Genomic DNA, 13,509 nt, shown 5'->3' with positions numbered 1-13,509 from the left:
CGACAAGCTCAGCACGAACGGCGAAGAGGGCGATCAGATTAGCTCAGTCGAACAAGCTCGAAACCGAACTCTCGTCGGCGATCCGCTTGATCGCCTCGCCGACCAGCGGCGCGATCGTCAGGTGGCGGATTCGCTTGGCGGCCTTGATGATCTCGTGCGCGCCGATCGAGTCGGTAATCACCAGTTCCTCCAGCGCCGACGCCTCGACGCGCGCGACCGCGCCGCCCGAGAGCACGCCATGCGTGACATAGGCGACCACGCCCGACGCGCCCGCTTCCTTGAGCGCGGCGGCGGCGTTGCACAGCGTACCGGCCGAATCGACGATATCGTCGATCAGGATGCAGAACCGTCCCTCGACATCGCCGATGATGTTCATCACCTCCGATTCGCCCGCGCGCTCGCGGCGTTTGTCGACGATCGCGAGCGGCGCGTTGTCGAGTCGCTTGGCGAGCGCACGCGCGCGCACCACGCCGCCGACGTCTGGCGAGACCACCATCAGGTTGCGCCCGCCGAATCGCGTCTCGATATCCGCCGACATTACCGGCGCGCCGAACAGATTGTCGGTCGGGATGTCGAAAAAGCCCTGGATCTGCCCGGCATGGAGATCGACCGACAGCACGCGGTTGGCGCCCGCCACGGTGATGAGGTTGGCGACCAGCTTGGCCGAGATCGGCGTGCGCGGGCCGGGTTTGCGATCCTGCCGGGCATAGCCGAAATAGGGGACGACAGCGGTGATCCGCCGCGCCGACGCGCGCTTGAGCGCATCGATGCAGATCAGCAATTCCATCAGATTGTCGTTGGCCGGGTAGCCGGTCGACTGGATCACGAACACGTCTTCGCCGCGCACGTTCTCCTGGATCTCGACGAACACCTCCTCGTCGGCGAAACGTCGCACGCTCGCCTGAGTCAGCGGCATTTCGAGATAGGCGGCGATGTCGCGCGCCAGCGGCAGGTTGGAATTGCCCGTGAGCAGTTTCATAAGCGGCGGCCCCTGATGCGCGATGTTTGGCGCTCCCTTAGAAGCGCGCTACCCATCCGGGAAGGGCTTGCGGAGCAATTATGACGGGCAGCGTAACATTCACACCGAGCGAGACCGATTATGTCGGTGCGATCCGGGCGAATTTCGTGTTCGCGATGCGGCGGCGGCGGACGCTCCGGCCGATCGCAATCACCGCGCTGGTGTTCGCCGCGATCGGCGCGGGGGTGGGCCTGACCGACGGCAGCCCCGCCTGGGCCGCGGTGTATGCGTTCGCCGGGCTGCTCTATGGCGCGGTCCTGTTCGGGCTGATCTATCTGACGTCCTACCTGCTGCTACCGCGCCGCGCGGGGCGGCTGTTCCGCCAGCAGCGTTCGATCCAACAGAGTTTCGAATATCGCTGGTCGGATGCGGGTCTCGAATGGTCGTCGGCGCAGGGCGCCGGGCGGTTCCCGTGGAGCGACCTGCACGGCTGGCGCGAGACGAAACCCGCGATGCTGATCTACATGAACGACACCCTGTTCCAGTTCCTCCCGCGTCACGCCTTCACGCACGAGGCGGCGGATGATCTGCGCGCGACCATGGAGCGCGCCGGCTTGCCGATCTACTGACGGTTGGCCTAGGCGAACGGGCATGACCGTCCGTACCCGCTTCGCCCCCTCGCCGACCGGCCTGCTCCATGTCGGCAACATCCGCACCGCGCTCCACAATTGGCTGTGGGCAAAGAAGCACGGTGGCGAATTCTGGCTGCGCATCGACGATACCGATGCCGAGCGGAGCGAGGAGCGGTTCGTCGAGTCGATCCGCGCCGATCTCGGCTGGCTCGGGCTGACGATCGACGGCGAGGCGCGCCAGTCGGCGCGGTTCGCGCTGTACGAGGCGCGCTTCGACCAGCTTCGCGCCGCCGGCCGGGTGTATCCCGCCTATGAAACTCAGGCCGAACTCGATCTCAAGCGCAAGATCGCCGCCGGGCGCGGGCTGCCGCCACTCTATGATCGCGCCGCGCTCGCGCTGACCGACGCCGATCGCGCCGCGCTGGAGGCCGAGGGCGTTCGCCCGCACTGGCGCTTCAAGCTCGATCACGACAGACCGATCGTCTGGGACGATCTGATTCGCGGCCCCCAGCGTTTCGACGCGAAGACGATGAGCGACCCCGTCATCCGCCGCGCCGACGGATCGTGGTTGTATATGCTCCCCTCCGCGATCGACGACGCCGAGATGGCGATCACCCATGTCGTGCGCGGCGAGGATCATGTCTCCAACACCGCGCTGCAATTGCAGATGTTCGACGCGATGGGCGCGGCACCACCCGCCTTCGCGCACGAGGCGCTGCTCACCGGCAGCGAGGGCAAATTGTCGAAACGACTCGGCTCGCTCGGCGTCGCGCATTTCCGCGAGAGCGGAATCGAGCCGGAGGCGGTGCGCGCCTTGCTCGCGCGGATCGGCACGAGTGACCCGGTCGAACCTCTGGTCGATACCGACGCGCTGGTCGCCGGGTTCGACTTCAGCCGCTTCGGCCGCGCGCCGGCGCGCTTCGACGAGGCCGAACTGGCGGCGGTCAACACCCGCATCGTCCACCAGCTCGATGTCGCGCACGTCGCCGATCGCCTGCCTGCGGGCATGGGCCAGGCCGAGTGGGAAGCGGTGCGCCCCAATCTCACCCGCATCGACGAAGCGGGCGAATGGTGGCGCGTGATCGAAGGGCCGATCACCACCGAGCGCGACCCCGCCGACGCCGAGTTCCTCGCGCAGGCCGCTGGAATCGCCGCGACGCTCGACTGGAGCGCGGAACCCTGGGGGGCGCTCACCGCCGCGCTGAAGGCGGCGAGCGGACGCAGCGGCAAGGCCTTGTTCCTGCCGCTGCGCCGCGCGCTGACCGGGCTCGATCACGGCCCCGACATGAAGGCGCTGCTGCCGCTGATCGGCCGCGACCGCGCGATCGCCCGGCTTTCTTGAGGATATAACATCTCTATTGTGTTCCGTGTAATGATGTAACATCATGTCCGTGCCGCCGAACCGGGTGGCGCGACTCCAGGAGAAGGAGACAAAGGCATGTACGCGGATCGGTACGAACGGCGCCGGCAGGTCAATCCGGGCAGCGCCGTCCTCGCGCTCGCCATCAACGGCGCAATCCTCGGCGGGCTGGTGCTGTTCGCCAACCCGACGTTCAAGAAGACAGTCGAACACGTCCTGACGATCACGGCGATCCCGCTCGATCCGGTCAAGCCACCGCCGCCACCCCCACCTCCGCAGCCACAGCCCAAGCAAAAAACGATCGAGCATGCCTCGCCGCAGCCGCTCGACACCAGCAAGTCCGTCACCGTTAGCAAGATCATCGATCCGACACCGCTTTCGCAGCCCTTCACGCCGGTCCTTGACGGCGGCGGCACCGTCGGCACCGGCTCGGTCGAGACCGTCAAGCCCGCGCCGCCGACCTTCGTCGATCCGATGATCGACCAGCGCTATGCCAGCCTGTTCCAGCCGGTCTTCCCGCCCGACGAGCAGCGCGCCGGTCGCGGCGGGCGCGTTGTGGTGCGCGTGCTGGTCGGGGTCGATGGCCGCGTGAAGGATATCGAGCAGGTCAGCGCGACCAGCGAGTCGTTCTTCGCGGTCACGCGCAAGCGCGCGCTTGAGAAATGGCGCTTCAAGCCCGGCACGCGTGACGGCATCCCGGTCGAGGCATGGCGGACGATCGCGGTCAGCTTCGTTCTGAACGAAGCGGAATGAGCGCGGGTGGGGCGGGGGCTGGCGTCGGCGCCGCCCCCGCCCTATCTTTGTGGCCATGAAGTTCCGCATGCCCTGGATGTCCGAGGATCTCGCCGCCGCTGTGTCCGCGCGCGGGGCGCTCAGCGATATCCGCACGTACCTGCGCCGCCGCCAGCGCCATCAGATCGTGTTCCTCACCGCCGCGATCGGGCTGACCTTCCTGATGATCTACGGCTTCGCGATCGAGATGAAGGGCAAGCCGCGCGAATATCATCGCGACATCGTCTATTTCAAACAGTGGAACGCCGATCGCACCGACGCGCAGATCGTCGCGCAGCAGAAGATCGACGGCCCCGAACAGACCAAACGCGAAGAGGACGAAAAGCGGCTCGAGGCCGAGAAGCGCGCGATCTTCCAGCGGCTCGGCGATCAGATGAACTCGGTCGGCCTCTACTGATCCCATGACGACGGGGGCCGACGACGCGCGCTGGATGGCGGCGGCACTGTCGCTCGCCGAGCGTGCGCGGGGGCGATCGACTCCCAACCCCAATGTAGGCTGCGTCATCGTGCAGGGTGGCCGTGTCCTCGGGCGCGGCTGGACTCAACCCGGCGGGCGTCCGCACGCCGAGGCGATGGCGCTCGAACAGACCGGCGAGACGGCACGCGGCGCGACCTGCTACGTCACGCTCGAACCCTGCGCGCACGTTTCGCCGCGCGGACCCGCCTGCGCCGATCTGCTCGTCGCGGCCGGGGTCGCGCGCGTGGTGGTCGCGCTCCGCGATCCCGATCCGCGCACCGATGGCGACGGCATCGCGCGGCTGGCGGCGGCGGGGATCGCCGTCACCACCGGCATCGGTGCAGCCGAAGCGCGGCGCAGCATGGCCGGCTTCCTCACCCGCCAGCGTTTCGGCCGCCCCCATGTCACGCTCAAGCTCGCGCTGTCGCTCGACGGCGCGGCCGCGATGGGCGATGGGCGCAGCCAATGGATCACCGGGGCGGAGGCACGCGCGCACGCCCATCTCGAACGTGCGCGGCATGACGCGATCCTGATCGGGCGCGGCACGCTGGCGGCGGACCAGCCGCGACTCGACGTGCGCCTCGCCGGCCTCGAGCGCCGTGCGCCGGCCCGAATCCTGCTCTCCGCCACCCCCGAACCCGGCTGGATCACGCTTGCGGCACCCGGCGCGATCGCGACTCTCGCCGGCGTGGATACGCTGCTGGTCGAAGGCGGCGCGGCGACGGCGGCGGCCTTCCTCGCCGAAGATCTCGTCGATCGGCTGCTGCTGTACCGCGCGCCGATCCTGATCGGCGGCGGCCGCACCTTGCCCACCATCGGCCTCGACGATCTCGCGCAGGCGCATGGCCGCTGGGCGAGACTTGACGCACGACAACTTGGCAGCGACGGGCTCGCGGTCTACGAGCGCACGGGGAGAGACTGATGTTCACCGGAATCATCACGGATGTCGGCACGATCGAGGCCGTCGAACCGCGCGGCGACACGCGCATCCGCATCGCCACGTCCTATGATACCGCCGACATCGATCTTGGCGCGTCGATCTCCTGTTCGGGCGTGTGCCTGACGGTGGTCGACAAGGCGCCGGGCTGGTTCGCGGTCGACGTGTCGGGCGAAACTGTGTCACGCACCGCGCAGGGGCAATGGACCGAAGGGCGCCGGCTCAACCTCGAACGCGCGCTGAAGCTCGGCGACGAACTCGGCGGGCATATCGTCACCGGCCATGTCGACGGCACCGGCACGATCGTCGATCTCCATGACGAGGGCGGCTCGAAGCGGATCACCATTCTCGCGGGGCCGGAGATCGCGCCCTACATGGCCGAGAAGGGTTCGATCACGCTCGACGGCATCTCGCTGACCGTCAACAGCGTCGAGGACACGCCCGCCAATGAAGGTGGGGGCGTCCGCATCGGCGTCAACATCATCCCGCATACCGCGGACGTCACCGCGATCGGCGCGGCACGTCCGGGCGACACGATGAACATCGAGATCGACGTGCTCGCCCGCTACCTCCAACGGATGGAAGACTATCGTGCAAAACGTTGAACCCCGCTCCGGTGACCTGCACCGTCTACGCCACGGCTTCCTCTCGTCGCCTGAGGAGATCATCGACGAGGCGCGCAACGGCCGCATGTACATCCTCGTCGACGACGAGGACCGCGAGAACGAGGGTGATCTCATCATCCCCGCGCAGATGGCGACTCCCGATGCGATCAACTTCATGGCGACTCACGGGCGCGGGCTGATCTGCCTCGCGCTGTCCAAGGAGCGGGTCGATCAGCTCGGGCTCGATCTGATGAGCCGCAACAACGGCACCCGCCACGAGACCGCGTTCACCATCTCGATCGAAGCGAAGGAAGGCGTCACCACCGGCATCTCCGCCGCCGACCGTGCGCGCACCGTCGCGGTCGCGATCGACGGCAGCCGCGGGCGCGAGGACATCGTCACCCCCGGCCACGTCTTCCCGCTCGTCGCCAAGCGCGGCGGCGTGCTGATCCGCGCCGGCCATACCGAGGCCGCGGTCGATGTTTCGCGGCTCGCCGGGCTCAATCCGTCGGGCGTGATCTGCGAAGTCATGAATGATGACGGCACGATGGCGCGGCTCGACGATCTCGTCGCCTTCGCCCAGCGCCACAACCTCAAGATCGGCACGATCCGCGACCTGATCGCCTATCGCCGCCGTCACGATCACCTGCTCGAACGCCGCACCGAAATGCGCTTCAGCAGCCGCTGGGGCGGCGACTGGACCGCGATCAGCTTCTACAACAAGGCGATCGGCTCGGAGACGATGGCGCTCGTCAAGGGCAGTATCGATCCGACTAAGCCGACTTTGGTGCGCATGCACACGCTGTCGCTGTTCGCCGACACGTTCGGCGAGCGCTCGGGTCGCGAAGGGCTGCTCGCCGGCGCGATGAAGATGATCGCCGAAGAGGGCAACGGCGTGGTCGTCATCATCAACCGGTCGATGCCCAATTTCGCCTCGCGCCAGATGGAAGCCCACAAGACCGGCGCGTTCGAGAACGGGGCAGAGGAACTGCGCGACTACGGCGTGGGCGCGCAGATACTCGCCGAACTGGGGGTCCACGACATGGTGCTGCTCACCAACACGCGCCAAACGCTCGTCGCACTCGAAGGCTATGGCCTGTCGATCGTCGGCGAACGCGAAGTCGAACGCGTTGTCGAGAGAGACGCCTGATGGCGCGGGTTCTGATCGTCGAAGCGCGTTTCTACACGCATCTCAACGACCTGCTGCTCGAAGGCGCACGCGCCGCGATCGAAGAAGCCGGGCACAGCCACGAGACGATCACCGTCCCCGGCGCGCTCGAACTGCCCGGCGCGATCGGCCTCGCGGCGGAGAGCGGCCGCTACGACGCCTATGTCGCGATCGGCGTGGTGATCCGCGGCGAGACCTATCATTTCGAGATCGTCGCGGGTGAGAGCGCGCGCGGGCTGATGGCGCTGTCGATGGACGGCCTCGCGATCGGCAACGGCATCCTCACCACCGAGAACGAGGCGCAGGCGCTCACCCGCGCCAAGCCGACCGAGAAGGACAAGGGCGGCGAGGCTGCCAAGGCCGCGCTCGCCATGCTCGCGCTGCGCGAGCGCTTCGCCTGATCCAGACCGTCACCCCAGCGCAAGCTGGGGTGACGGGAGTCGAGGTCACGCCGCGACGGTTTCGGCCGATAGCGCCGGATAGTCGGTATAGCCCGCCTCGCCCTGGCTGTACCACGTCGCCATGTCTGACGTGTTGAGCGGCGCGCCCGTTTTCAGTCGCTCGGGCAGATCGGGATTGGCGAGGAAGGTCCGCCCGAACGCCACCGCATCGGCCACGCCCGAATCGATCACCGCCTGCGCCGCTTGCGCCGTGTCGTAATCCGAATTGACCACCAGCGGGCGCGCGAACACCTTGCGGATCGCCGGCGACAGCTTGGGCACGTCGGTCTTGCCGAAGGTGCCGTCGGGGCCGGGCTCGCGAAGCTCGAGGAAGCCGATGCCGAGATCGGACAGCAGCTTGGCGGCATAGGTGAACAGCGGCTCGGGATTGCTGTCGTCGACGCCCTGCGAATCACCATTGGGCGACAGCCGCACCGAGGTCCGCCCCGCACCCGCCACCGAGATGACCCGCTCGGTCACTTCGCGCAGCAGCCGCGTGCGGTTCTCGATCGATCCGCCATAGCGGTCGTCGCGGAAATTGGCGTTGTCGCGCAGGAACTGGTCGATCAGATAGCCATTGGCGGCGTGGATCTGCACCCCGTCGAACCCGGCGGCGAGGGCGTTGCGCGTGGCACGCTCGTAATCGTCGAGGATGCCGGGAATCTCGTCGAGCCGAAGCGGGCGGGCGGTTTCGGACGGCTGGCGACCCTCATAGGTATGCATATGGCATTCCGTTCTGGTCGCGGACGAGGACACCGGCTGCTCGCCGGTCACCGACGAATGCACCTGCCGGCCCATGTGCCAGAGTTGCGCGACGATACGACCGCCGGCCTCATGGACGGCGGCGGTGACGGGCCGCCATGCCGCGACCTGCTCATCGCTCCAAAGACCGGGAGCATAGGGCCAGCCCAGCCCCTGCCGCGAAATGCCGGTCGCCTCGCTGATGATGAGCCCCGCGCTCGCGCGCTGGCGGTAATAGTCGATCATGATCCCGGTCGGCACATGCTCGCGCGTCGCGCGGCCGCGCGTCAGCGGCGCCATCAGCACGCGGTTGGGAGCCTGGATATCGCCGAGGGCGATCGGGTCGAAGAGCGAAACCATAAAGCGGCACATTCCTTTTGTTGCCTGACGCGGTGGAGATAGGGCGCTAAGGGGCGGCATGCATCGCCCGGCCTCCCCAAGAATTTCTGCTGCACCGCAAACCGGCGGTGCGCTGGCGTTCGCGGCGCTGATCGGCGGCAATGTCGCGATCGCGTTCGGCCCGTGGTTCGTGCGCCTCGCCGATACCGGGCCGGTCGCGGCGGCATTCTGGCGGCTGGCGCTGGCGACGCCGGTGCTGGTCGCGCTGTCGCTGCGCTCGGGCTGGCGGCCGGCGGCATGGTCGTGGCGGCTGTGGGCGATGACCGGGTTCGGCGCGATCTGCTTCGCGGCCGATCTGGCGAGCTGGCACCTCGGCATCCTGCGCACCACGCTCGCCAATGCGTCGCTGTTCGGCAATTCGACGACGATCCTCTTCCCGATCTACGGCTTCGTCGCCGCGCGCATGCTGCCGACGCGAATGCAGGCGGGCGCGCTGCTGCTCGCGTTCGTCGGCGCTCTGCTGCTGATGGGGCAATCCTACCGGCTCGATCCGCGCCACCTCGCCGGCGATCTGCTCTGCATCCTCGCGGGGCTGTTCTACACCGTTTTCCTCGCGCTGATGGCGCGCGTTCGCGAGACCACGCCGCCGATGCCGGCGCTTGCACTGTCGACGGTGATGAGCGTGCTGCCGACGCTGCTGTTCGCGCTCGCGCTGGGCGAGCGCGTGATGCCACACCATTGGGGGCCGCTGGTCGGGCTCGCGTTCGCCAGCCAGATCCTCGGGCAAAGCCTGATGATGCTGTCGCTCGGTCGCTTCTCGCCGCTGGTGATCGGCCTCGCGCTGCTGGTCCAGCCGATCGTCGGGGCGACGGTCGGCTGGCTGTGGTATGGCGAGGCGCTCGGCCCGGCGGACATCATCGGCGCCCTGCTCGTCGCGCTCGCGCTGGTAATGGTGCGCGAGCGGGGCACACCGGTTGCAACCGACAACGCCAAGCACCAGAATACGGGCGGAGACCTATGATGCCGATTATCCCCGAAGACGCCACGCTCGACGAGATCGCGATCGGCCTCGCGCCGCTGATCGCCGCCAACGCCGCGTTCGACGGCTGGGGTGCCGCCGCGCGCGATGCCGCCGCCGATGGCGCCGGCGTCGATCGCGACGTCGCGTTGCTCGCGCTGCCCGGCCAGACCGAGATGATCGCGGCGTGGTTCCGCAGCATAGACGCGGATATGGCCGAACGCCTGCCGCCCGCGACGATCGCGACGATGAAGATCCGCGCGCGCATCACCGCTCTGGTCGAGGCGCGGCTCGAGATCGTCGCGCCCAACCGCGAGGCGCTGCGCCGCGCGTTCGCGATCCTGGCGATGCCGCAGAACCTCGCCACCGGCGCCAAGCTCGGCTGGTCGGCGGCGGATACGATCTGGCGCGCGGCCGGCGACACCGCGACCGATTACAACCACTACACCAAGCGCACGATCCTCGCCGCGATCTATGCCGCGACGATGAGCGTGTTCCTCGACGACGAGAGCGAAGGCTGGGCCGACACGCGCGCGTTCCTCGCGCGGCGGATCGAGGGCATCATGCGCTTCGAGAAGACCAAGGCGGGCGTGCTCGCGCGCGCCGCCTACCGGCCGAGCCTGTCGCGCTTCATCGGCCGGCTCCGCTATCCGGCGGTCTGAGTATTCGTTCCCCCGCGAACGCGGGGGTCCAGAGCCGCGAACGCCGCGCTGCCTGGCGCTGGGCTTCCGCTTTCGCGGGAGAACGACACGCATAGCCGTTACGATAACGCTGGCGTTCGGCGCGCTCTATTGATAATCAGTCGCAATGAACATGTTCTCGCGCGTGGACTCGCACCTCAGCCTTGAATCGCTGCCCAACCGACAGCCCGCGACCGTCGCGGCGATCGACTGGACTCGACTGAGCGTGCCCGAGGCGCGGCGCCTGCGCGAACTCGGCTTCGACGAGGGTGTCGGCGTCGAGGTGCTGCACCGCTCGCTGATCGGCAAGGGGCCGATCGCGTGCCGGATCGGACGCATGACGGTGGCGCTGCGCCGCACCGTCGCCGGCGCGATCCGCGTTTCGCAGCACGCCGCCTGATCGTGGCCGGCTGACATGAACGCCGCGCCGCTGGTGGCGCTGGTCGGCAATCCCAATGCCGGCAAGAGCGCCCTGTTCAACGCGCTGACCGGCGCACGCCAGAAGGTCGGCAATTATCCCGGCGTCACCGTAGAGCGGCATTCCGGGCGGCTGGTGCTGCCCGATGGCCGCCCGGTCGAGCTGGTCGATCTGCCCGGCGCCTACAGCCTCGAACCCTCCAGCCCCGACGAGCGGGTGACGCGCGATTTCCTCGCCGGCACACAGGCCGGCGAGCGCCTGCCTGACGCTTTGGTGGTGGTGGTCGATGCCTCCAACCTCGACAACCATCTGCGCTTCACGCTGCAACTGATCGCGCTCGGCCTGCCGGTGGTGGTCGCGCTCAACATGATCGACCTCGCCGAACGCGACGGGCTGAAGCTCGATCCCGAACGGCTGTCGCGCGAACTCGGCGTGCCGGTGGTGCCGACCGTGGCGGTGCGTCGGCGCGGCCTCGACGACCTGCGCGCGCAGGTCGATGGCATATTGACCGGCCCGCCGCGCGCCAAGCCGGCGCCTGCGGACGCCGAGGACATCGTCACGCTGCAACGCCGCGCGCGGAAAATCGCCGCGCTGGCCACCGTGTCCGAAGCGCCGGTGCGGCGGTGGGGCCATGCGCTCGATTCGGTCGCGCTGCACCCGGTCTCGGGCGTGTTGCTGCTGCTCGCGATCCTGTTCGTGATGTTCCAGACGGTGTTCTGGGCCGGCGCCGCCCCCGCCGATGCGATCGCCGCCGGGTTCGATTGGCTCTCCGGCGTCGTCAAGCAGGTGATGCCCGATTCGGTGCTGCGCTCGCTCATCACCGACGGCGTGATCGCCGGGGTCGGCGCGGTGGTGAAGTTCCTGCCGCAGATCCTGGTGATGTTCTTCTTCATCCTGCTGCTCGAAGCGAGCGGCTACATGGTCCGCGCCGCCTTCCTGATGGACCGGCTGATGGCGCATGCCGGCCTGTCGGGCCGCGCGTTCATTCCGCTCTTGTCATCGTTCGCCTGCGCGGTGCCCGGCATCATGTCGACTCGCACGATCGACGACGAGAAGGACCGGCTCACCACCATCCTGATCGCGCCGCTGATGACCTGCTCGGCACGGCTCCCGGTCTATACGCTCATCATCGGCGCGCTGATTCCCAATGTCCGCGTGCTGCCGTTCGTCGGGTTGCAGGGGCTGGTGATGCTCGGCCTGTACATCATGGGCGTGGTCGGCGCGTTCGTCGTCGCGGTGGTCTTGCGCAAGACCGTCACGCAGGGCGCGTCGTCTGGCTTCATGATGGAGATGCCCAAGTATCAGCTTCCGCAGCTCAACCATCTCGCGATCGGGCTGTGGAGCCGTGCGGCGATCTTCCTCAAGCGCGCCGGCACGACGATCGCCTTCACCACGATCGTTTTGTGGGCGATGCTGAGCTTCCCCAAGCCGCCCGAGGGCAGCCCGGTATCGCCGGTCAATTATTCGGTCGCGGGCCGGATCGCCAATGGCATCGAGCCGGCGTTCCGCCCGATCGGCTTCAACCGCGACATCGTGCTCGCGCTGATCCCGGCGATGGCCGCACGCGAAGTGGCGGTGGCGGCGCTCGGCACGGTCTATGCGATCGACGAATCGGGCAGCGACGGCGGCGAGGCGCAGATCGCGACGACGCTCGCCAAGCGCTGGAGCCTGCCGACCGCGCTCGCCTTTTTGATGTGGTTCGTGTTCGCGCCGCAATGCATTTCCACCATCGCGGTGACGCGCCGCGAGACGAACGGGTGGAAATGGCCGGCCTTCATGGTTGGCTATTTGTTCGCACTCGCCTACGGTGCCGCCGGCGCGACCTATTGGGTCGCAAAATCTTTCGGTTTGTAGGAAATCAATATGGCGGGCAGCGTCAACAAGGTCATTCTCGTCGGCAATCTCGGCCGCGATCCCGAAAGCAAGAGCTTTCAGAACGGCGGCAAGGTGGTCAACCTGCGCATCGCCACGTCCGAATCCTGGAAGGACCGCAACACCGGCGAGCGCAAGGAAAAGACCGAATGGCATTCGGTTGCGATCTTCAATGAAGGTCTCGCGAACGTTGCCGAGCGCTTTCTGCGCAAGGGCAGCAAGGTCTATATCGAGGGCCAGCTCCAGACCCGCAAATGGCAGGACGCGCAGGGGCAGGACCGCTATTCGACCGAGATCGTGCTGCAAGGCTTCAATTCGGTGCTGACCATGCTCGATGGCCCGCAAGGCGGTGCTGGTGGTGGCGGTGGCGGCGGTGCCGTTCGCGACGATTTCGGCGGCAATGAAGATTTCGGCGGGGGCGCGCGCGGCGGCTACGGCGGTGGCGGTGGCGGCAGCAGCTTCGGCGGCGGTCGCTCGGGCGGCGCAGCAGCCCCGGCGGCAGGCGGCAACCGCGGCGGCGGCTTCGCCGACGATCTCGACGACGACGTTCCCTTCTGAGCACGGCCGGCGCGCGCGACGCTTGGGGTATTGCCGAGTTGGCGCGGCGGCGTGGCGTCCTGACCCTTCCGTTCGATTAACGCTCCGCGCGCAGCATCTCCGCCATCCCCGGCTGAAGCCGCTCCATATAGCGATCCGCCCGCGCGAGCCGGTGGAAGCCCAGCGCGGCATAGACGCCGTGCGCGTCCTTTGTGACCAGCCCGATTCGGCGCAGCCCGGCGAAGTCGGGATGGTCGAGGAACCATGCGACCATCCGCCGCCCGAGGCCCTGCCCCCGCGCCGATTCCTCGACCCACACGTCGGCGAGCCATGCGAAGGTGGCATGATCGGTGATCATCCGCGCGAAGCCGACCTGTTCGCCGCCCCGGTAGGCGCCGAGACAGTGCGACCCGGCGATCGCCTTCTCCACCACCGCGCGCGCGATGCCGGGCGACCAATAGCTCGATGCGAGCCAGCCGTGGATTCGCTCTACCTGCAACAGCGCGGTGTCGTCGGATAATGTGATGGCGTTCATAGGACGCCGTGATACCAAGC

Annotated in this window: 16 protein-coding genes; 13 read left to right on the top strand and 3 right to left on the bottom strand. The window is 67.9% G+C overall.

Features of this window, described 5'->3' with window-relative positions:
• Positions 1 to 43: 43 nt before the first annotated feature.
• On the bottom strand, positions 44 to 979 hold the full coding sequence (locus J0A91_RS05740; RefSeq protein WP_069204104.1) for a ribose-phosphate pyrophosphokinase: 936 nt from the start codon (positions 977 to 979) through the stop codon (positions 44 to 46).
• Positions 980 to 1,059: 80 nt separating this feature from the next.
• On the opposite strand from J0A91_RS05740, the gene J0A91_RS05735 reads away from it, so the two are divergent.
• From J0A91_RS05735 to ribH, 8 genes are all read left to right on the top strand, one after another.
• Complete coding sequence (locus tag J0A91_RS05735; protein WP_069204103.1) at positions 1,060 to 1,587, top strand: YcxB family protein; 528 nt, start codon at positions 1,060 to 1,062, stop codon at positions 1,585 to 1,587.
• 22 nt (positions 1,588 to 1,609) lie between these two features.
• Positions 1,610 to 2,932, top strand: coding sequence for a glutamate--tRNA ligase (gene gltX, locus J0A91_RS05730; RefSeq protein WP_069204102.1), 1,323 nt, complete (start codon positions 1,610 to 1,612; stop codon positions 2,930 to 2,932).
• Positions 2,933 to 3,028: 96 nt separating this feature from the next.
• Entirely contained in the window at positions 3,029 to 3,703 is a 675-nt protein-coding gene (locus J0A91_RS05725) for a TonB family protein (protein WP_069204101.1), read from the top strand.
• Positions 3,704 to 3,770: 67 nt separating this feature from the next.
• Entirely contained in the window at positions 3,771 to 4,139 is a 369-nt protein-coding gene (locus tag J0A91_RS05720; protein ID WP_240502214.1) for a hypothetical protein, read from the top strand.
• Positions 4,140 to 4,143: 4 nt separating this feature from the next.
• Positions 4,144 to 5,121 carry a bifunctional diaminohydroxyphosphoribosylaminopyrimidine deaminase/5-amino-6-(5-phosphoribosylamino)uracil reductase RibD gene (gene ribD, locus J0A91_RS05715; RefSeq protein ID WP_069204100.1) on the top strand — a complete coding sequence of 326 codons (978 nt, stop codon included), beginning with the start codon at positions 4,144 to 4,146 and terminating at the stop codon, positions 5,119 to 5,121.
• Positions 5,121 to 5,741, top strand: coding sequence for a riboflavin synthase (locus tag J0A91_RS05710; protein WP_069204099.1), 621 nt, complete (start codon positions 5,121 to 5,123; stop codon positions 5,739 to 5,741). The genes ribD and J0A91_RS05710 overlap by 1 nt, the downstream gene beginning before the upstream one ends.
• Positions 5,728 to 6,891, top strand: coding sequence for a 3,4-dihydroxy-2-butanone-4-phosphate synthase (ribB, locus tag J0A91_RS05705; protein ID WP_069204098.1), 1,164 nt, complete (start codon positions 5,728 to 5,730; stop codon positions 6,889 to 6,891). The genes J0A91_RS05710 and ribB overlap by 14 nt, the downstream gene beginning before the upstream one ends.
• A complete protein-coding gene (gene ribH, locus J0A91_RS05700) occupies positions 6,891 to 7,310 on the top strand; it encodes a 6,7-dimethyl-8-ribityllumazine synthase (RefSeq protein ID WP_069204097.1) in 420 nt (139 codons plus the stop codon). Before ribB ends, ribH begins: the two co-directional genes overlap by 1 nt.
• Before the next feature lie 45 nt (positions 7,311 to 7,355).
• Here the strand turns inward: ribH and J0A91_RS05695 are convergent, their stop codons facing one another.
• A complete protein-coding gene (locus J0A91_RS05695; protein WP_069207075.1) occupies positions 7,356 to 8,450 on the bottom strand; it encodes an alkene reductase in 1,095 nt (364 codons plus the stop codon).
• A 58-nt stretch (positions 8,451 to 8,508) separates the two neighbouring features.
• On the opposite strand from J0A91_RS05695, the gene J0A91_RS05690 reads away from it, so the two are divergent.
• From J0A91_RS05690 to ssb, 5 genes are all read left to right on the top strand, one after another.
• A complete protein-coding gene (locus J0A91_RS05690; RefSeq protein ID WP_069204096.1) occupies positions 8,509 to 9,450 on the top strand; it encodes a DMT family transporter in 942 nt (313 codons plus the stop codon).
• The gene (locus J0A91_RS05685; RefSeq protein ID WP_069207074.1) at positions 9,450 to 10,109 is read left to right on the top strand and encodes a COQ9 family protein; all 660 of its coding nucleotides are present in this window, start codon (positions 9,450 to 9,452) and stop codon (positions 10,107 to 10,109) included. Before J0A91_RS05690 ends, J0A91_RS05685 begins: the two co-directional genes overlap by 1 nt.
• A 151-nt stretch (positions 10,110 to 10,260) precedes the next feature.
• Positions 10,261 to 10,527, top strand: a complete 267-nt coding sequence (locus J0A91_RS05680) for a FeoA family protein (protein WP_420852828.1) — start codon at positions 10,261 to 10,263, stop codon at positions 10,525 to 10,527.
• 15 nt (positions 10,528 to 10,542) lie between these two features.
• On the top strand, positions 10,543 to 12,399 hold the full coding sequence (feoB, locus tag J0A91_RS05675) for a ferrous iron transporter B (protein ID WP_069204094.1): 1,857 nt from the start codon (positions 10,543 to 10,545) through the stop codon (positions 12,397 to 12,399).
• Between the two features lie 9 nt (positions 12,400 to 12,408).
• The gene (gene ssb, locus J0A91_RS05670; protein ID WP_069204093.1) at positions 12,409 to 12,975 is read left to right on the top strand and encodes a single-stranded DNA-binding protein; all 567 of its coding nucleotides are present in this window, start codon (positions 12,409 to 12,411) and stop codon (positions 12,973 to 12,975) included.
• 76 nt (positions 12,976 to 13,051) lie between these two features.
• Here the strand turns inward: ssb and J0A91_RS05665 are convergent, their stop codons facing one another.
• Complete coding sequence (locus tag J0A91_RS05665) at positions 13,052 to 13,489, bottom strand: GNAT family N-acetyltransferase (RefSeq protein WP_069204092.1); 438 nt, start codon at positions 13,487 to 13,489, stop codon at positions 13,052 to 13,054.
• Positions 13,490 to 13,509 lie beyond the last annotated feature (20 nt).

The sequence above is a fragment of the Sphingomonas panacis genome (assembly GCF_001717955.1).
Taxonomy (GTDB): Bacteria; Pseudomonadota; Alphaproteobacteria; order Sphingomonadales; family Sphingomonadaceae; genus Sphingomonas; species Sphingomonas panacis.
The sequence above is the reverse complement of the archived record's forward strand: the minus strand, read 5'-3'. Positions and strand labels throughout refer to the sequence as shown.

What these genes read in the sequence shown, in the direction of transcription:
- gltX (WP_069204102.1), top strand. Translation starts at nt 1,610, where the DNA reads ATGACCGTCCGTACCCGCTTCGCCCCCTCGCCGACCGGCCTGCTCCAT.
- ribH (WP_069204097.1), top strand. Translation starts at nt 6,891, where the DNA reads ATGGCGCGGGTTCTGATCGTCGAAGCGCGTTTCTACACGCATCTCAAC.
- J0A91_RS05735 (WP_069204103.1), top strand. Translation starts at nt 1,060, where the DNA reads ATGACGGGCAGCGTAACATTCACACCGAGCGAGACCGATTATGTCGGT.
- ssb (WP_069204093.1), top strand. Translation starts at nt 12,409, where the DNA reads ATGGCGGGCAGCGTCAACAAGGTCATTCTCGTCGGCAATCTCGGCCGC.
- feoB (WP_069204094.1), top strand. Translation starts at nt 10,543, where the DNA reads ATGAACGCCGCGCCGCTGGTGGCGCTGGTCGGCAATCCCAATGCCGGC.
- J0A91_RS05725 (WP_069204101.1), top strand. Translation starts at nt 3,029, where the DNA reads ATGTACGCGGATCGGTACGAACGGCGCCGGCAGGTCAATCCGGGCAGC.
- J0A91_RS05740 (WP_069204104.1), bottom strand. Translation starts at nt 979, where the DNA reads ATGAAACTGCTCACGGGCAATTCCAACCTGCCGCTGGCGCGCGACATC.
- J0A91_RS05665 (WP_069204092.1), bottom strand. Translation starts at nt 13,489, where the DNA reads ATGAACGCCATCACATTATCCGACGACACCGCGCTGTTGCAGGTAGAG.
- J0A91_RS05680 (WP_420852828.1), top strand. Translation starts at nt 10,261, where the DNA reads ATGTTCTCGCGCGTGGACTCGCACCTCAGCCTTGAATCGCTGCCCAAC.
- J0A91_RS05710 (WP_069204099.1), top strand. Translation starts at nt 5,121, where the DNA reads ATGTTCACCGGAATCATCACGGATGTCGGCACGATCGAGGCCGTCGAA.
- J0A91_RS05720 (WP_240502214.1), top strand. Translation starts at nt 3,771, where the DNA reads ATGCCCTGGATGTCCGAGGATCTCGCCGCCGCTGTGTCCGCGCGCGGG.
- ribD (WP_069204100.1), top strand. Translation starts at nt 4,144, where the DNA reads ATGACGACGGGGGCCGACGACGCGCGCTGGATGGCGGCGGCACTGTCG.
- J0A91_RS05695 (WP_069207075.1), bottom strand. Translation starts at nt 8,450, where the DNA reads ATGGTTTCGCTCTTCGACCCGATCGCCCTCGGCGATATCCAGGCTCCC.
- J0A91_RS05685 (WP_069207074.1), top strand. Translation starts at nt 9,450, where the DNA reads ATGCCGATTATCCCCGAAGACGCCACGCTCGACGAGATCGCGATCGGC.
- J0A91_RS05690 (WP_069204096.1), top strand. Translation starts at nt 8,509, where the DNA reads ATGCATCGCCCGGCCTCCCCAAGAATTTCTGCTGCACCGCAAACCGGC.